General features: G+C 58.0%; 14 protein-coding genes and 4 tRNA genes. 1 reads left to right on the top strand and 17 read right to left on the bottom strand.

Annotated features, from left to right (window positions below; genetic code table 11):
• Positions 1–4 precede the first annotated feature (4 nt).
• From K0B93_RS05320 to K0B93_RS05370, 11 genes are all read right to left on the bottom strand, one after another.
• Entirely contained in the window at positions 5–667 is a 663-nt protein-coding gene (locus K0B93_RS05320) for an alginate O-acetyltransferase AlgF (protein ID WP_219866225.1), read from the bottom strand.
• Positions 667–1,806, bottom strand: coding sequence for an alginate O-acetyltransferase (locus K0B93_RS05325; RefSeq protein WP_219866226.1), 1,140 nt, complete (start codon positions 1,804–1,806; stop codon positions 667–669). The genes K0B93_RS05320 and K0B93_RS05325 overlap by 1 nt, the downstream gene beginning before the upstream one ends.
• A 12-nt stretch (positions 1,807–1,818) precedes the next feature.
• Positions 1,819–3,237 carry an MBOAT family O-acyltransferase gene (locus K0B93_RS05330; RefSeq protein WP_219866227.1) on the bottom strand — a complete coding sequence of 473 codons (1,419 nt, stop codon included), beginning with the start codon at positions 3,235–3,237 and terminating at the stop codon, positions 1,819–1,821.
• Between the two features lie 8 nt (positions 3,238–3,245).
• Positions 3,246–4,802 carry a NosD domain-containing protein gene (locus K0B93_RS05335; protein ID WP_219866228.1) on the bottom strand — a complete coding sequence of 519 codons (1,557 nt, stop codon included), beginning with the start codon at positions 4,800–4,802 and terminating at the stop codon, positions 3,246–3,248.
• 9 nt (positions 4,803–4,811) lie between these two features.
• Positions 4,812–6,200 (bottom strand): alginate export family protein, encoded by a 1,389-nt coding sequence (locus K0B93_RS05340; protein ID WP_219866229.1) that lies wholly within the window; start codon positions 6,198–6,200, stop codon positions 4,812–4,814.
• Between the two features lie 105 nt (positions 6,201–6,305).
• Positions 6,306–7,685 carry a tetratricopeptide repeat protein gene (locus tag K0B93_RS05345; protein WP_219866230.1) on the bottom strand — a complete coding sequence of 460 codons (1,380 nt, stop codon included), beginning with the start codon at positions 7,683–7,685 and terminating at the stop codon, positions 6,306–6,308.
• 10 nt (positions 7,686–7,695) lie between these two features.
• Positions 7,696–8,868, bottom strand: a complete 1,173-nt coding sequence (locus K0B93_RS05350) for a PilZ domain-containing protein (RefSeq protein WP_219866231.1) — start codon at positions 8,866–8,868, stop codon at positions 7,696–7,698.
• 58 nt (positions 8,869–8,926) lie between these two features.
• Positions 8,927–10,411 carry a glycosyltransferase family 2 protein gene (locus tag K0B93_RS05355; RefSeq protein ID WP_219866232.1) on the bottom strand — a complete coding sequence of 495 codons (1,485 nt, stop codon included), beginning with the start codon at positions 10,409–10,411 and terminating at the stop codon, positions 8,927–8,929.
• Positions 10,412–10,481: 70 nt separating this feature from the next.
• Positions 10,482–11,792: a nucleotide sugar dehydrogenase gene (locus tag K0B93_RS05360; protein WP_219866233.1), complete on the bottom strand. Its 1,311-nt coding sequence runs from the start codon at positions 11,790–11,792 to the stop codon at positions 10,482–10,484.
• 524 nt (positions 11,793–12,316) lie between these two features.
• Positions 12,317–12,393, bottom strand: a tRNA-Met gene (locus tag K0B93_RS05365).
• A gap of 100 nt (positions 12,394–12,493) precedes the next feature.
• Positions 12,494–13,834: an acetyl-CoA C-acetyltransferase gene (locus K0B93_RS05370; RefSeq protein ID WP_219866234.1), complete on the bottom strand. Its 1,341-nt coding sequence runs from the start codon at positions 13,832–13,834 to the stop codon at positions 12,494–12,496.
• 179 nt (positions 13,835–14,013) lie between these two features.
• Between K0B93_RS05370 and K0B93_RS05375 the strand changes: the two genes are divergently transcribed.
• Complete coding sequence (locus K0B93_RS05375) at positions 14,014–15,420, top strand: 3-oxoacyl-ACP reductase (protein WP_219866235.1); 1,407 nt, start codon at positions 14,014–14,016, stop codon at positions 15,418–15,420.
• Between the two features lie 44 nt (positions 15,421–15,464).
• Here K0B93_RS05375 and K0B93_RS05380 read toward each other — a convergent pair.
• The 6 genes from K0B93_RS05380 to K0B93_RS05405 all read right to left on the bottom strand — a co-directional run bounded on the left by K0B93_RS05380 (position 15,465) and on the right by K0B93_RS05405 (position 18,327).
• Positions 15,465–15,540, bottom strand: a tRNA-Val gene (locus tag K0B93_RS05380).
• Between the two features lie 10 nt (positions 15,541–15,550).
• A tRNA-Asp gene (locus tag K0B93_RS05385) sits at positions 15,551–15,627 on the bottom strand.
• Between the two features lie 69 nt (positions 15,628–15,696).
• Positions 15,697–15,772 (bottom strand) — tRNA-Val (locus K0B93_RS05390).
• A 201-nt stretch (positions 15,773–15,973) separates the two neighbouring features.
• A complete protein-coding gene (locus K0B93_RS05395) occupies positions 15,974–16,228 on the bottom strand; it encodes a hypothetical protein (RefSeq protein ID WP_219866236.1) in 255 nt (84 codons plus the stop codon).
• Positions 16,229–16,331: 103 nt separating this feature from the next.
• Positions 16,332–17,225, bottom strand: a complete 894-nt coding sequence (locus K0B93_RS05400; protein ID WP_219866237.1) for a DUF2846 domain-containing protein — start codon at positions 17,223–17,225, stop codon at positions 16,332–16,334.
• Positions 17,226–17,361: 136 nt separating this feature from the next.
• A complete protein-coding gene (locus K0B93_RS05405) occupies positions 17,362–18,327 on the bottom strand; it encodes a hypothetical protein (protein ID WP_219866238.1) in 966 nt (321 codons plus the stop codon).
• Positions 18,328–18,472 lie beyond the last annotated feature (145 nt).

Genomic DNA, 18,472 nt, shown 5'->3' on the forward strand with positions numbered 1-18,472 from the left:
CGATTCACAGCGAAGCGTCCACACGGTTCTCCGACGCAAAAAACCGGGGGCGCCCGGCCACTTCAACGGCAAAGAAGCTGTACACTCTTCCGCGCTGCAGGCTCATGGGGTCTGATGTTCCAAACACCTGGCTGCCCTCAAAGGCCCCAAAGGCAAGCTTGACGGCATTGATTTCCCGATCCGCCACTTCCAGCGAACCCAGGTTTTCGATCACGGCCACTTTGCCGTCGGCGGTTTTCAGGGAAACGCCACCGGAGTCAGTCAGGTTGTAAAAGCTCACCAGCGCCTTGCGGGGATTCTCAAAGGCCCGATCTTTGAGCACTTCCAGCCGGCCATCGGGCAACACCACCGCGGTGTAGAACTGGTCTTTCTGCAGATCAACGGTGGCCGAAGCACCGCCAGCGCTGATGGAATGACTGCCCGGAGGAAGATAGAGGTAGGGGCTGACCTCCAGCGGCGCAATTTCGTCCCAGCGCTTGCCGCCGGCCGAGGCCGATTCAAGTTCGCCGCTACTGCCAGCGTTCAGTACCCGGATAAATGCCACACCGTCCGGGGCATCCGCCGCGTAAAGGGCATCTTCGGCCTGTGCCGGAATGGCGCACAACAGGTAGATCAGGGCTGCGGCCCAGATACGCACGACAAGACTGCGATGTTCATTCACACTCATCACTTTACTCCTCCCCGGCGGTTGGAAACGTTCGCCATCTGCTCTTCGGTTTGTTCAAACCAGCCCAGTACCGATTCGCTGTCGACAGGCTGGACGAGGTAGCGCTCGGGAAACTCCCAGAGCACGAGTTCCGGCGGATACTCGCGAAAATCCTGCGACCGCAAATACGCCACCATCGGCTCGAAGGGCCCGTGCCCTTCGTCGGCCACATTGATCAGGTCCGCCCCCAGGTGCTGGCGTAATGCCCCATCAAAGTTCCACAGCGGGTTGGCGCTGTAACTGGTTCCTACGAGCGTCACTCGTGGCGTCTTGCCGCCAAAAAGTCCGCCGGTGGTGGCCTCGGCAGGTTCTGTTAGATGGGGCGTCATCCAGTCGGGCTCCGGCCCCAGGGCCGTCAGATAGGGGGTCACGGGAATGAAGTTGAGCAGGTCGCCGCGATGGCTCTGAGGCTCCCGCTCTCGAGTGATATATTCGGCCTGGTGCCAATCCTGCGACGGGAAGGTCTTCGTGATCTGCTCCGCCATCTGGCGCGCAAACACATCGGCACCCCGAGGGGTCCAGTGGGTGTCGGTTTTCAGGAACAGAGGGGCTTCGGGCGACTTTTCCGCCTGCAAACCTTCCAGAACATCCGGCACCAGCACTTGCTCGCCCTCGACATGCTGCAGAATGCGTGGGTAAAGACTCTGCATCTGCGGTGCCGGTTTCCCATTGGCCAGCTTGTCCTCGTATACCCGGGCTTTGGCGGGCACCACCATCAGCACGACCGGAATGCCCTGCTGCTCCAGGTAAGCCACCAGATGGGCAATCCGCTGCAGGTTGGCTTCAACCTCGCCGCTCTGGTTGGGGGGCGGGTAAAACTCCTCGGCCGTAAACAGCCAGCCCTCACGGCCCACCACCGCACCTTTGCGCGCCTCGCCAAACAGGTTGTAGCGGATAGCCGCCCAAAGGTTGGTGCCAAATTCCCGTACGGGAAACGACTGGTCATAGTGGGCTTCCAGATCTCGGGCCAAGTCCCCGGCGATGGGGTCAACCTGTTCAGGAGCCTCATAGTTCTTGAGGGGCGCCAACGCCATCAACCCAGGCACAAGGACAATGACAATGAAGGCTGTCACAGTGAGGTGCTTTGCTGCCTTGGACATGTCGCGGCCTCCTCAGAACTGAAAGTAGAGAAAGGGTGAGAAGCTGCCCGCAGACAACTTGAGCACCGCCAGGCTAAAAATTGGCAACAACAACAGCATGCTGACCCCCTGCCACTGGATCGGACGAGCCCTCGGCGTGCCGACCTGCCTCCTATCACGCACGCCCATGAACGCTACAATGGCAAAGGCCAGTACCAGAATGGCCAGATTCAGGCGGCTGATGCCCTGCAAGTAGTCGTAACTGAAACCCACACCGTCGAAGGCGAACATGGCCCCGTAGAAAGCAAAGGCATCGGAAACCGTGGTGGCGCGGAAGGTGACCCAGCCAAGGATCACAAACAGAAAGGTCATCGCCCACCGGCTGATACGGAACCCCGTGGGCGCACTCGATACCCCCAGCATCCGTTCAATGGCCAGCAAACCACCGTGCCAGGCGCCCCAGAGCAGGAAGGTCCAGTTCGCGCCGTGCCATAGTCCGCCCAACAGCATAGTCAGCAGCAGATTGCGGTAGTTCATCAGCGTGCCATGGCGGTTGCCCCCCAGCGGAATGTAGAGATAGTCCCGCAACCAGCTCGACAGGCTGATGTGCCAGCGACGCCAGAACTCGGTGATGCTCTGGCTGACATAGGGCTGGTTGAAGTTCTCGGTGAACCGGAAGCCCATCATGAGCCCCAGGCCAATGGCCATGTCCGAGTAACCGGAGAAGTCAAAGTACAGTTGGGCGGTGTAAGCCAGGGCACCTAGCCACGCATCCGCCGTGGTCGGGTTCTCCAGGGCGAAGGCATTGTCCGCCAGGGGCGCGATAGAATCGGCAATGAACACTTTCTTGACGAATCCCAGCATGAATCGGCTCGCGCCCTCGGCAAACTTGTCCAGCGTGTGGGTACGGTGGGCGAACTGCCCGGCCAGGTCCTTATAGCGCAGCACGGGGCCGGCAATCAGTTGCGGAAACAGGGCAATGAAGGCGGCAAAATCGATGAACCGCCTTGTGGGTTCGGTATCCCCCCGGTACACATCGATCACGTAGGAAATGGCCTGGAAGATGTAGAACGAGATACCGATGGGCAGGATGATGTTCGCCAGTTCCAGAGGCTGGCTGCCGAGGCCCACCAGCAACTGATTGAGGCTATCCACCCCGAAATTGGCGTACTTGAAGTAGCCCAGTGTGGCCAGATCGCCGGTGATGCCCAACGCCACCCAACGTTTGGCCGCCTTGGTGCCCAACCCGGACCGGTAGATCTGGTTGCCGATCACGTAGTTCCAGAGCGTCACGCCCACGAACAGCAGCAGGAAGTCCACCCGCCACCAGGCGTAAAACGCGTAGCTGCCGATCAGAATGACCAGGGACCGGTACCGGAACGGCGTGAGGTAATACAACCCCAGAAAGGCCGGCAAAAACAGGAACAGGAAGATGTTGGATGAGAAAACCATGCCGCCCCCTAGTTCAACGACACGCGAGGCGCTGGACGCAACGTCACGGCCTGCTGCTGGTTGATGAGCGCATCCAGAATGGCACTCTGGTGAATCCCCAGTGCACCATCGAACTGAATACCCCCTTCCGTTCCCGGGAAGCGCATCTCAACATCGAACAATGACAAATACTGCGGATTGTCCGAGGCCAGGGGCCCGCTGGCATTAGCCGCCAGCTTGCCCCCCACTACTGTCATGGAAACGGCGAAGCGGTAAGCGTCTTCGGCAAAATCACGATCGGTATCGGAAAGGTCCTTCAGCTGCCCGAAGATGCCGTAGGTACCGTTCAGCAGGGCCACGTTCCGGTACAACAACACATCGGTGCTGTTGCGCACCCGGATACCATTGCTCTGGTTCTTGATCAGGCGATTGCCCCAGAGCAGATTGTCCGGAGACTCGTACAGGCCAATGCCATCGCCCTGGTTGTCAGAGACCACATTGTCAGCTACCACATTGCCACTGCTCTGTCGGGCCAGCACGATACCGGAGCGCCCGTTATGGTGGCTGCGGTTGCCGAAAATCCAGCTGCCATTCACCTGGCCGGAAATAAAGATGCCGTGGTTTTCACGGGTGCCGCGAACCTCATTGCCGGCGATGATCAGGCGCTGGGAATGGTCGTGGGGGTCGATGCCATTGGCAATGCTGTTTCGGTACAGATTATTGATGATCGCAACGTCCTCGGCCTGGGAGCTGTAGAAACCGAAGTACAGATCGGTGAAACCCGATTCGATCAGCCAGCCGGTGGGAGCGCTGCGCTGGAGTATGGCGTTGTCATCCTCCGAATACTGGGCAACGGAAAAGCCGTAGGATTTGGTCATGTTGTAGCCCAGATGCGCCAGCTCACTGCCATGAACAAAGGTTTCGCTGCCGCCCCAGCCGGTGTAGAACGGCCGGAACGCCTCACTGGCCTGGTACGTGGCGGGGCCATTCGCCGCTTCCCGCCAGCCCTCAAGCCGACCATTGATCAAGAAGAACCCGCCATCACTGGCCAGGAAGGCGCCGCGCTCTTCTGACAGCCTCAAGGTTTCCCCCCGGATCACCAGGGTGGCACCCTGCATGATGGCAATGGGTAAACGGGCCAGGTACACCCCTTCCGCGAGGCGCTCCATGACGCGCCCATTGTTGATTTGCCGATACACGTCTTCGAGGGTGGCGCGTCCTGCCTTGATAACGATGGCCTTGGGGAATGAGAACTGCCGGATAACCCATTCCCGCGCCTGTTCCCCTTCCAGAAAATCATCCAGTGCCGGAATGCCTACCATCCGCTCAATCCGCACGATACCCGGTGCGTCGGGACGCTGCCGGAGATGCGCCTCGACTTGCTGGGCGCTGAACCTTGAAAGGTCGGGCAAGGTCGGCCTTTCACGATTCAGGAGATCGCCAGACTGCACTTCAAAGACATAGCTTTCGTCTTCCGGTGCTACCGCCGGGGGCGGAGTTCCCGACCCGTCCGATGCACCGGACGCGGCGTGTAGCCAGGCGCTTGCCATCAAAAACACGGGAGCGAGGAGGTGCTGGAAGTTCATCACGCTCTCCTAAAATCGTTTGAGAAAATCGAGAAGAACGCGATGGCGGGCACTGTCGGCACCGCTACCGTACGCATCGCCAGGGAAAAACACCCCGGCCCGAAGCCGCACATCCATTGCGTGCCAGACCGGGCTACGATCCCCGAAATAGCCCACCACCAGATCCAGCGCCTGCCCGAGATCATCCGACTGAAGCGGCCGGGCCGGTTCGATGAGATCGGACTCGATAACGCCGTTTACATCGTTCGCCCAGAAGCGCTGGTAAATCAGGCTCGCGTCCCAGTGGTTGGCGCTATTCACCGAGGTATACACTGTGGCCGATTCAAGATTGCGCCACTCCGGCTGAAAGGCCTCACCAAAGCGCTGGACCAGCGATCGACTTCCGGTAAAACGTGAGCGGTTGCTCTCAATACCCGTCTGGCGAAAGCCATTACTGCTACCGGCATCGCCACCGCCTGACGCCATGGCCCAGTGACCACCCACCAACCAGCGGGGCGATTCAGCCAGTTGGACTCTGAGGCCCAGGTCTACCGCCCAGCCATCTACACCTTGTTCGCGGCGAGTGAATCCGCCGGTCGAATCGGACGAGCTGATGCTGCTCTGCTCGGAGCCGGTGACTGCCGCCAGAGTTGCCGAGTACTGCCAGCTTTCATTGGCACGCCAGTCGAAATAGCCGTTGTCAGCCGAAAGACCAATCCAGGTCAGGGAGGGATCACGCTCGCTCGCCACTTCGCCTCGAGTTGCGTAGTCAACGGCTTGATCGCCGTAACCCTCGGCGTGAGTCAGCAGCAAGCCGGCATAATGCCCGCTGCGCCATTGCCAGCGGCTGGCGGCAAAAAACCGGGCGATGTCCCGTTCCGGTTCAAGCACCCGTGGCTGATCGGTGCGCATTTCAGAAAACTTCTGGGCAATGCCAGCTGTGGACTGCAGAAGTGTGGTATTGAAAATCCAGCGGGCGAGCATAATGTCGTCGTCCCACCACAACCCAGTGGCTTCCTCAAGCCGCTCACGGCCAAAGCGCAGTGATTCGCCCGGGTAGTCGCTCAGGCCGCGATAATCCACCCACGCCTCTCGCAGAGCCAGAAAACCATCGGTCGGAGAGCCACCGGTTTCCTCGGTCACATCCACCACCCCGGTGGCCGCAAAGCCCTGCAACACAAGTTTGGCTCGCCACTTTGGCGCAAGTTGCCAGTACCACTCCGGTTTGATGTCAACCGCCAGATCGTTGGAATCGGTCTCCCCGCCGGGCGCCAGTCCAAGGCGACGATCGCCCTCACTGATCAGGCTTATCTGGGCGCGGGTGGACTGCACCAACAACGTGGGCCCTTCGTATGCCTCCGCTTGCTGTGGAGGTGCCTCCTCGTTGCTTGCGGAGTTTTCGCCTTTATCGACAGACACCGTTTCGTCTTGCCCGTAAACTCCGGCAGGCCACGCGGTCAGGCCAAATCCCCCAGCCAGGGACACAGCCATTATTAGCTTTTGGTGGCGCTTTAAGAGCATCCCCTAGCCTCCTCCAGCTATCGATTGCTGAAGCAAATCCAGAGGCTGCTGCTGGCGAGAGATCAGCTCCCGTTGGCTCAGTCGCTCCGCCTCCTGCCGCACACTCAAGGGCGTGGTCTGAGCCATTTCATCCAGTAGCTCGTGCGCCTGGGCCACCTCGCCTTCCAGAGCCAGAGTGGCGAACGACCAGGCGTAAACCGGATTGATGGCGACCCCCTTGCCTTCCCAGAACAGTCGGGCGAGCAGAAAGTCCGCCTTTGGATAGCCACGGCGGGCTGCCGAAAGCAGGTAATCGAGTGCTTTTCCGGGGTCGGGCTTGCCCAGATAGCCACGCTTGTAGATGCGTCCAATGGTGTAATCCGCTGCCGGATAGCGGGGCCTGGCCTCCTCTGCGTAGGCAAGGGCCTTCTGTGGATCCGCCGGTGCAATTCGTCCAAGTTCGTAAATTCGGGCCAGTGTCAGAGAGGCCCGAAGGTCGCCCGCCGTTCTCGCCTGTTCCAGCGCTCCCAGAATCACCTCAGAATCGGCAAGATAAGGGTTATCCAGAGCCAGCCGCGATGATTCGGTCAGGGCGGGCACGTGACCCGGAATCAACAATTGATAAAGCCGGTAACTCTCGCCCACTTTGGGGTTCGGGGCCTCATCACTGGCGAGGAACCCTGCAAACTGATACAGATCGGTATCGTCTATTTCGCCGGTTTCCCAGGCACTGCGGGCCTGCCGAATCAGACCATCCAGATCTGCTTCACGCCCCTCCTGCATATAAATGCGTGCCAGCACCGACATACATGCCGGCTCCGCCAGCACTGCCGGTGCGCACAGAGACTCAATCTCTGCCATGCGCGCATCAAACTCGCCCGTGAGCTGGTAGTAAAGGACCCGCGCATAGCTCGCCGACGGATTACCCTCAGACTCGCCTTGTTCAATCAACGCCAGAACATTCCGATGTGTAAATTCGGCAGGGTATTCCAGATACAGGTTGATCAGGGCGATCAAGGCGCTGTCGTCACCAGCTGCGAGCGACTGCCGCAGGTAGCTTTCAGCAACAGCCCGCTGCTCAGCGGTGGTGCCTTCCCGCGCATACAGCTTGCCAAGGCGCAGCCAGGCCCGCTCGCTGCCCTGCTCAGCAGCGTGGTGGTACCAGGTCAAAGCTGCTTCCAGTGCGGAAGCGCTGTCAGAGTCACGGTAGAAATCCCCAAGATCCACCTGGGCATCGGCAATGCCAAAGCCCGCCAGAGCCTCAAGCTGCGACTGGGCCCGGTCGGTCCTGCCCTGAGCCAAGTCCTGCTCCGCCCGATCCAGATCAGGCAGATCTCGCAGGCTGCTGCAGCCGGTGAGGGCACCGAGCAGCACTGCGACCATCCCCACCTCCCGCAATTTCATCACGCGCCCCTCAGGGATTACCCGCCGGCCCGGCCAGGACGGCATTTAGAACCGAGTTCTGAAACGGCTCAACAGTCACACGGATGGGCCGACCGATGGCGGATATTGGCAGTGGCTGGTTGGCCTCAATCAGGGTGTTGATCGCCGTGCCCGGCTGATTGGGTTGTCGGGCATCCACGTACAGCGCACTGATGGTCCCGGCCTGGGCTTCGCCACCGGGCAATTTCAATGTCACCGTCTGCCCTTCTTCAAGATGCTCTCCGTCCTCAAACTTGAAGCGGGCAATTACGTGGACACTGGCGTTTGCAGGGGCCAACAATGCCAGTTGATCCCCTTTGGCCATATAGTGATCCTTTGCCGGTCTGAGATTAGCCACGGTGCAATCACAGGGGCTGGTCAATGTACCGCGCACGCTCTGGCCTAACAGCTCCTCAATCTGTTCAACGGTGTAGTCGCCTTCTCCCAGGAGGTCAGCGACGTACGACAGCATGGGCGCATCGAAGGTGGCGATCACCGCACCCGCCTCGACCTGCTGCCCTGTTTTCACTAACGTGGTCACCCGAGCGTCCTTGGGCACGGTGATGGACACCTGTTCCGCGCCGACCATGGCAGACTCTGCCCGGGTAACAAAGTACATCTGCCACAATTGCCAGAGAACGAAGCTTGCCGCCCCCAGGCCTACCAACATGAATAACAGGCTGCCGATCAGGGCCCTGGCGCGGGCAAAGCCCCCCAAATCCTCTCCCCCCTTGTTTTTGCGGGTTCGGGTGAAGTTTTCCCGTGACAGTGTATTGAGCACGTCGCCGGCCGACACCACCTCACCACTTAGAAACGAGGTAATGACATACCGCAAGGTGGAGACTTCGCTCGCCCCCAGCTCCTGAAACTCATAACCATAGCGCCCCGCGTCGGAATCCTGGTTTTTGGGCACAAACCGGACTTCCATACCAAGGTCCAGCCCATCAATTTGAAACACCAGCCGGCCGCTATAGACCTGGTTTCGAGTGAGCTGATCATTCGGCTGTTTCAGGCTGAAGCCGCCGGCTGAAAGGTCGTGAATTGGAAGGGTGCGGGACTGACCGTCGATATCCACGACCAGCGTCGCCGGGATCTTCACCCTCGCATATTGCCGCTGAGCCTCGGATTCGTGGACGAGTTGCGGCTGAACCGCGGTAGTAGTCATCTTGGCTGTCCCCGTATGTTGTGTATCTACCCTAATCCGTTAGTCGCGTCGGCTTACGTCAAACGATTGCGACCGCCACCACCAGAAAAATGCTACCGGCAGCAAAAGTCATGACCCGCGACGACCAGCGATTGAAGCGCTGCTGAAACGAGGCGGTGTCGGCATTGAATTTGGTTTTCTGACGTGTCCAAGACTGCCGGTCGAGCCGGAAGAACACGTAAATCTTTACCAGCGACCCGAAAATCTGGTTGAAATACAGAATGATCGGAAACGCCGGACCAATCCGGTGGCCGCTGGCCGTCAGCAACAGCGTCAAGGCCAGGCGGGTCAGACCAATCCAGAGCAGATACATGATCAGTACTACGCCGGAATATTTGATGGCAGCGATAATCGCAGCGGTGGGTCCCAGAATCGTCGTCCACATGGAGATTCTCTGATCCCACAAGACGTAGCAGGTGAACCATCCAAGCCGGCTTGGACCCAGTTTGGTGGCCCGGGAATTCTGTCGCAGGTTGTTGCCGTACCAGCGGAACATCAGCTGGCGGGCCGAGCGCAAAAACCTGGGATCTGGCGGATGCTCAACGGTATTGATGGAGGCGTCAGGAACATAGAAGGTGTCGTAGCCAAGACGCATGACACTGAACCAGCTGGACTTATCGTCGCCCGTCAAAAACCGGAACTGCCCTAGTCGCCAGTGCCGGAGGTTGTCGTATTCAACGTCCGCAATAAACTCCGGCTGTGTGACAACGCTGGCACGAAACACGGACATCCTGCCGGTCAGTGTCAGAACCCGACGTGATAACGCCATCGAGCACATGGCGACATGGCGCTGGGCGAAGCGGAGCTTGTGCCACTCGGACATCAGGTAACTGCCCTGAACCTCGCAAAATTCGTTGGTCGTCAGTGCGCCCACAGTCGGCATCAGTTTGAAATAAGGTGCGGTCCTGGCAACAACCCCCGGGTTAAGCACCGTGTCCCCGTCAATCACGGCAACAATGGCGTTATCATCGGGCAGATCCCGGGAGATAGCTCGAAAGCCGTACGCGAGGCCATCTCGCTTACCGGTGCCGGGAATACGCACTACCTTCAGGCTTACGCGCTGAGACGGCTTCCGTTTGCGCCAGAGGGAACGCATGAGCATTTCGTCCGATAACTCGACGACCGACGCAACCACTGTGGTCGGCCATTCACTCCGCATGGCTTCGCAAATGATGGAATCGTATACCTGGGCGGTAGTTCGGCTATCGATACGAAAGCTGGTTACCATCAGATAAACATGGGAGGGCGTGGCGGCGTCGCCAAGCAGCCGGGCCTGCCGACGGGCGAGGGGAAAGGAAACGTGTAGAAAGTACATTCCGCGGGCAAAGTGCATCAGTCCCACAGAGTATCGCCATAGACCAATGCTGCCGATCAACAGGATGAAGTGTGCGCCACCAGGTATGAAGAATTCCCGCGGCAGAGCCAACGCCATTAAACCGAGCAGGGCCAGATAGAAGCACCAGCCCCCAACCCGCGTCAGCCCGTTGTTTTCGAACCGGATCATGGCCCGTTTCTCCGGAGGCCGCCAACGGTCACGCGAGCCTTACGCCCGACCGTTGGCGGTGTCAGGTTGTTTACCAGCAGATCCCTACGGAAGTACCGTTTGACCGGGTTTTCATGAAACCAACCAGATCAACGACCTGCTTCCCTTCCGGAACCTCTGCCGCGATTGCTTCAAAGGACTGATCGTTGTTGCCCAGCACGATCACATCTGCCCACTCAATCACGTCGCGCAGCTCCTTCGCCAACAGCTCGGCGAGGTGCGGTATCTTGCCGTTGATGTATTCCTGATTGGCGCCAAAAGTGCGGGCCTGATCGACATTTCGATCAAATATCTGGAGCTGATAGCCTTTGCCAATTAACAGCTCGGACAACTCCACCAGTGGGCTCTCTCTCAGATCATCGGTATTTGCCTTGAAGCTCAGACCAAGCATCCCGATCTTGCGAGAGCCACATCCGGTAACAATATTGAAAGCGCGCCGGACCTGCTCGTTGTTGCTGTCCATGATCGAACTCAGCAACGGATGCCTTACATCCAGCTGATTGGCCCGGTAGGCCAGTGCTCGCACGTCCTTGGGGAGACAGGAGCCGCCGAAGGCGAATCCCGGACGCATGTAGTATCGGGATATGTTCAGCTTGCTGTCCTTGCACACCACGTCCATAACATCCCGGCCATCCACGCCCAGGGTTTTGGCAATGTTTCCAATCTCGTTGGCGAACGTCACCTTGGTGGCATGCCAGACGTTGCAGGTGTATTTGATCATCTCTGCAGTTTCGATCGTTTTGCGGACAATGGGTGCGTCGAGATCTTCGTAAAGACGAGCTAACAGGTCGCCAGACTGCGTATCAAGTTCACCAATCACCGTCATCGGCGGATGATCAAAATCGTGAATCGCTGTGCTTTCTCTCAGGAACTCCGGATTCATGCACAGACCGAACTCCCAACCAGCCTTTTTGCCAGAATGCTCTTCGAGAATCGGAATGATCAATTCGCTCACCGTGCCTGGCAGCACGGTGCTGCGTACCACAACCAGATGCCAGCTATCTTTGTCTTTGAGCGCTCGACCAATCTCCTGGCAGACCCGCTCCACGAACTGCAACTCGAGGCCTCCGTTGGGTTTGCTCGGCGTGCCCACACAGATCATGGAAAGCTCTGTATCATGAACCGCTTTGTAGCCGTTCAAGGTCACTTCGATATAACCTTCTGCCCTGCCGGACTGCAGCAAGCTCTCCAGTCCTGGCTCCACAATCGGAGAAATGCCGTCATTTATCAGACCTAGCTTTGATGGTGAAACATCTACCCCTGTTACGTTGTGGCCTCGTTTTGCCAAACACGCCGTGCACACGACGCCGACGTACCCCATCCCAAAGATGCTAATTTTCATTCGAATCCCCCGATGCTCTGACCATAAACGTCGTTAACGGGAGGTATCACTCCTCCCAAAAGAGTCTGGATCAGCCAACTACCTGTTCGGCACGCACTTATGCACGGTCACATGGACTCGATGCGCGGATCAAACGACAGCGCCGTCGGACTATCACAATTTTACGGGGGCTTTTTTGACGGGGTTCACATTTTTGAAATGTGGTGAAAGATTAAATATTAATAAACTTACATTTTGTAACACTCTATGTTTTCGAAATTTGTGGGCACATCACCTGCCCAGAATCCGATTTATTCAGCAAGAATATTACGTTTCTTTCACAAAAATGCGATTTGCGCAGTTTTTGCTCCTTTATAGAAGCCCTTTCCATTTCAAACGGAATCAAAGAGTCAGAAAATTTTCAGGAAAGAAAAAACTGGACGGGTCAGAAAAAATAAAGTTGCCCCGGTATTCCTCGGAAAGGGGCGCGCGTCCATAAACGAAAAAGGCAGACCGGTAAACTACCGATCTGCCTTTCTCATATATGGTAGCGGGGGCTGGATTCGAACCAACGACCTTCGGGTTATGAGCCCGACGAGCTACCAGACTGCTCCACCCCGCATCAAACTGGCTGTTTTCTCGGGGAATCCCCCGATCAACGTGGCGCGCATAATAAGGGCTGAAGCCTAGCCTGTCAAAGCTAAATTGGAATTTTCCGGAACTCAGCGCTCCAGGATGGCAGTAACCCCCTGACCACCGGCCGCACAAATGGAAATCAGGCCGCGCCCAGTGCCCTTCTCTTCGAGCAACTTCGCGAGGGTGGCGACGATGCGCCCACCGGTAGCGGCAAACGGATGTCCTGCTGCGAGACTGCTGCCCTTGACGTTGAGCTTGGAGCGATCAATGCTCCCCAGAGGCTTATCAAGACCCAGGCGGTCCTTACAGAACTCCGGATCTTCCCAGGCCTTGAGCGTGGACAGCACCTGCGAGGCAAAGGCCTCGTGAATCTCGTAAAAGTCAAAATCCTGAAGGCTCAACCCGGCTTTATCCAGCATTCTCGGTACCGCGTATGCCGGCGCCATGAGCAAGCCTTCTTTCTTCTCCACAAAATCCACCGCTGCGACCTCAGAGAAGGTCAACCAGGCTTTGACCTCGTAGTTGTTCGCTTTGGCCCATTCCTCACTGGCTAGCAGCACACAGGACGCCCCGTCGGTCAGGGCGGTGCTGTTGGCCGCGGTCATGGTGCCGTTGTCGCGGTCGAAACAGGGTTTCAGGGTGGCCAGTTTCTCCAGCGAAGTATCCGGGCGCAGTATGTTATCCCGCTCCAGACCGGCCAGGGGTGTCATCAGATCTACGAAGAAGCCCTCTTCATAGGCCTTTGCCAGCTTATGATGGCTCTCCATCGCCAACTGGTCCTGATCTTCACGGGCAATTCCCCACTCCCGAGCTGTCACCTGGGCATGGTCCCCCATGGACATACCGGTACGAGGCTCCCCGTTCTCCGGAAACTCAGGAACCAGGTGCCCCGGACGGAAGCGAGCAAGTATCTTCAGCCGCTCTTTTGCCGTCTTCGCCCGGTTGAGATCCAGAAGGATCTCCCGCAGCCCCTCGCCCACGCCAATCGGGGCATCGGACGTGGTGTCCGCACCGCCGGCAATACCGCATTCGATCTGCCCCAGAGCGATCTTGTTAGCTACCAGAATGGCCGCCTCGAGCCCCGTACCACAGGCCTGCTGAATGTCGTAGGCCGGCGTCTCAGGCGCCAGGCCGCAACTGAGCACCGATTCCCGGGTCAGATTGAAGTCGCGGGAATGCTTGATCACCGCACCGGCAGCCACTTCACCGAGACGCTGCCCCTGAAGGCTGTAGCGATCAACCAGGCCCCGCAGCGCGGAGGTCAGCAATTCCTGGTTGCTGATCTTGCTGTAGGCGGTATTCGATTTGGCGAACGGAATCCGGTTACCACCAATAATGGCAACACGACGGACGCCATTGCTGGAGGACGCGGACTTTTTTGCCGGTGCGGGCGCTTTCTTTTGAGTGGTTTTCGATGCCTGTGCCATGATGATGTCCTTGCTGGAAGTGTTTAACCTGAAAGCAGTCTAACCCGAAAGACTAGTCGCTCATTGGCATGCCTGACAATGAGCCCCATGCGTTGAGTCAATACAAAAACTGGCCGATTCTTTACCCTGTAGGTCGATTCGCATCCAAGATGCCCCATAGCAACCACAAGGAAGAACCTATGTCTGACCTCTACCTTAAATTCGTCAATACGCCGGTGGGCAAGACCGCTGCCCAATCGCTGGGCCTGCCCTCCCCGGTTCCGCTTAAACGTCTGCAGCGCCCGGACCAGCCGTTTATCGAGGGTGACGTGCTCATCGGTGCCGGCACCGGCGGTAAAGTCGTTTCAACACTGGGCAGCATTCTGGGCGCCAGTGCGGCTAACCTGCATCATGCCGCCGGCGTGGATTCGCTCACAGACTCGGCAAAGGCGGGCAACAAGGCCAAAGCGCTGGACCTGTCCCAGAGCGTCGAGCAGACCTTTTCCGCCCTGATCTTCGACGCCACCGGCCTCAAGAATCCCGACGAACTGAGAGCGGTGTACGACTTCTTCCATCCGACCATCAAGAAACTCACTGGCAATGCTCGGGTCCTGGTGATTGGCCAGAACCCGAGCACTTGCCGGAAAGCACCCCAGGCCGCCGCCCAGCAAGCCCTGGAAGGATTCGTGCGAAGCGTCGGCAAGGAGATCGGAAAGAAAGGCTCAACCGCTAACCTCGTCCGGATAGCGCCCGGAGCAGAGAAACAGCTGGACTCTACCGTTCGCTTTTTCCTGTCCGTCCGTTCTGCCTATGTTTCGGGCCAGGTTGTCCGCGTCGGTAAGAGCACAGCCGCGCCGGCCACCAGTCCGGTTAACCCCCTGACCGGCAAGGTCGCGCTGGTAACCGGCGCTTCACGCGGAATCGGCGCCGCCATTGCCCAGACTCTGGCCCGGGACGGCGCCACCGTGGTTGGACTGGATATCCCTCCTGCGATGGCCGAACTGCAGAAGGTGACCGATGCCATCAACGGCAAGGCCCTGGCCTGCGACATCACTGACAAGGCTGCGCCCAAGCTGATTGCGGATTTCATCCAGGAACACTTCGAGGGTGTCGATCTGGTCATCCACAACGCCGGCATCACCCGCGACAAGACCCTCGGCAATATGCCCGAGCATTTCTGGGACATGACCATTGCCGTCAATCTGAGTGCTGAAGAGTTCATTGACGAAGAACTGGCTCACCGGGAATTGCTGCGCGAAAACGGACGTATTGTGTGCATTTCTTCCATCAGCGGGATTGCCGGAAACTTCGGGCAGACCAACTACTCAACAGCCAAGAGCGGCGTCATTGGTTACGTGGAAGCGATGGCGAAACAGTTGAAGAATGGCATCACCATCAACGCCATTGCTCCGGGGTTCATCGAAACCCAGATGACCGCATCAATGCCGATGACCATCCGAGAAGCTGGCCGACGAATGAACAGCCTGTCCCAGGGCGGCCTGCCTGTCGATGTTGCCGAAGCCATTGCCTGGTACTGCAATCCGGCATCCAATGGTGTCAATGGCAACGTGGTGAGGGTTTGCGGCCAGTCGCTGATTGGCAAGTAGGCAATAAAAAAGGCAGGCCCGAGGGCCTGCCTTTTCAGGAATTCTGGTGGGTGGTGCAGGGATCGAACCTGCGACCCTCGCCTTGTAAGGGCGATGCTCTCCCAGCTGAGCTAACCACCCGGGAATAAAATGGCGGAGCGGACGGGACTCGAACCCGCGACCCCCGGCGTGACAGGCCGGTATTCTAACCAACTGAACTACCGCTCCGCATCAATTCTGACCCTGAGGGTCCGAACCTAAAACCGGATGGGGTGATCCGGTGATGCACTTTGAAAGTGGTGGGTGGTACTGGGATCGAACCAGTGACCCTCGCCTTGTAAGGGCGATGCTCTCCCAGCTGAGCTAACCACCCACTTTCGGGCTTTCCATCTTGGAAACCTTTCAAAGGCCCTCACTTGCAACGCCAGGCGCTGATTGCCGAAGCAGACTTGCTGTCTCGACCAAGTGAGACGCGCATTTTAAGCATTTCACTGACGGTGTCAAATGTTTTCCGGGAAAAACCCTAAAAAACTTCCAACCCCTTAAGAATCGGGCATTTTTTAAGCAATCAGTATTATTTGACAACCGTCTTCCGAGAGCTTTTGACAACCTTTAAATTCGATCGCCCCTGCCCCGCCTGCTCGGCTTTCTGGCGCAACGACAGCTCGCTGACTTTGGAGCGCCGATGCTCCGGAACCGCACGATTGGCCAGCGAGCAATTCAGCTCATCCAGCCGTTTCCGGACATCTTTCCAGGCGCCCTGCAACTGAGGCACTACCTCGTCGGCAAGCTTCTCGAGCCGGCCCTGTAACGAATCCTTAAAGGACATGGTTTTGACTTCCTGAATGTTTCAACCGATGTCAGTGTAGTAACCGTAACCCGACTCGACAATTGTGAAATCGATCACATTCCCTGTCGCTTGGGCCAATCCGTCAAAAGATCCACCAGCCTCCACCCGATTCCGCTTCTTCCCGGCGCTCCCGCTCGAGCTCGAGCTGCGCGTACTCCCGTTCGAGCTGCTCCATCTTTTCCTCGGATTCCAGGGGAACCGTGGGGCCACCACCGAAAGGCCAGAACCAGGACGCTGATTCGTATTTGCCCTCTTCTTTCAGGCGTTCAATTTCCAGTTCCCGCTCCTCTTCCAGCATCACCATCTTGCGCTCGTAGTCCATGTCCTCGTTGGTCTCAACGATCGAGGTCGCCGCATGGTTTGGGGCGAGGAGATCGCTGTTGAGGAAGCGTGTGCTGACAATCTCACCCGCCTGCATGGCATACCGCCGTGTAACCAGCTGCAAGTCGCCCTGGGCCAGCGGATGCTCTGGATCCAGATCCGGATGGGCCTGTTCGGGCTCCGTCAGTTCGTTGTAACGCAAGTAGTAGATCTTCCCTGGCTCAACCCTCAGGGCAGCGTCGGCAATCAGACTCAGGCTGAACGAGTTCAGGCCTTCCAGTCCCAGCAGCGGGCGCCGCATGGCAATGTGCCGCTCGCCCGGGCTGACTTCAAGCCAGGTATAGCTGTCGTTGCGAATATTGAAATAGTGCTTGTCGTCGATGTAGACGCTGGGGGATTCGATTTCATCGGCCGCCCATTGGGAGTGGGTGCGATAGAAGTAGAGCAGAGCGTTCTCCCGGTCCCATTCATCGTCAGGGATGTGTACGAAATCGGGACCAGAGACCGGGTGCAGGAACGCGCCCACGCTCTTGCCGATGGACTGATAGATCGTACAACCGGAGCTGAGCAGCAGCACTGACGCAAGCAGGACCCTGGCGGCCAGCGCAGGCAACGAGATACCAGCCGAAACGGCTGGGGGCGTTTGGGTTTTCATTGTTGTTCACTCTTCATCTTTCCGCGAGTAGCCTGATGATAACAACTGCTCGCGGTCAGAAATGAGAGCTACCGCAAAGGGATGAATACAATCCGTTACAAACGACCCAAGCGCCGGGGGACCCCGTTCCCAAGCCTCAGTTGCGGGACACCTGAGATCGCAGCATGTTCACTTCTTCAGACAGACGAACCAGGCGCGACGTCATTTGGGCCCTGGAAGAGTCTATTGCCTGAACCGTGCGCTTGAGACTTGCCACCTCGTTCTGCAGCGACCTGACACTGCTCTCGCCAGCAAAGCCATCCGACGTCTTTTCAAGGGCGGTGATACGGCCTTCCATGCCGCTGATGCCCAACTTCTGTTCCTGCTCGAAACGACGGATGCGATTATCAATCACCTGATCCACATCAGCCATCTGCTGACTGAGGCTGGTCAACTGATCCGTGGCCTGCCGCGTGGATTCCTGAAGTGCAACGATGGACGTTTGGGTCTGTTCTTTCAGCGCGGCAATGTCGGCGGACAATGAACGGTTCACCTGATCGACCGAGGTTTCCAGCGCTGCCAGCGCCTCCGCGTTTTCTGCGAGGCCCTGTTCGATGGCGGACAACCGTTCCTGATGCTCATTCAATCGCGCCTTGTTCCGCTCATTTGCCACGACCCACAGCTTCCCGATTTCGCTGTTGGCAGATTTCAGAGCTTTGTCATGGGCCGCAATCTGCTCCGAAAGCGAGGCGCCACGTTCCTGCAGACTTTCTCCGGTTTCCGACAGCTCCCCTTCGAATCGAGCCAGCGCCAGCTTGCTTTGCCGGGCCCAATAATCCGCCTCCTCCAACTGCCCTTCCAGAGCCTCGATCCTTTGATTCTGCGAATACCAGCCGCCGAGTGCGGCCCCGGCAACCGCAATTAAAACGAGCCACAAAAGCGACTTTCCGCCACGGCCGGCGCCCTTTCCCCCTCCCTTTCCGGAACCATCATCCCTGGACGGCTTCCTTCCACCACCCCGGGAGGAGCCTTCTGTTTTTGCCTGCTCCGAATCCCCGCGCTCGGCGCGGATAATCGGGGTCTCGGATCTGAGTTCATCGTCATCTGGGCGGATTGGTTCCATTACAACTCCTGAATATGGACGGGCCTTACCTCAAGACCCGATAATACATGCACTTATAAACTTGGTGAAATGGAGCCCTGATTTTCCCGCGCGGGACAATTCGCGGAGCGGTCAGGCTTTGTTGCATGGTAAGTAGCCAAAACAT

This window comes from Marinobacter sp. F4218, from assembly GCF_019443085.1.
GTDB classification, from domain to species: Bacteria; Pseudomonadota; Gammaproteobacteria; order Pseudomonadales; family Oleiphilaceae; genus Marinobacter; species Marinobacter albus.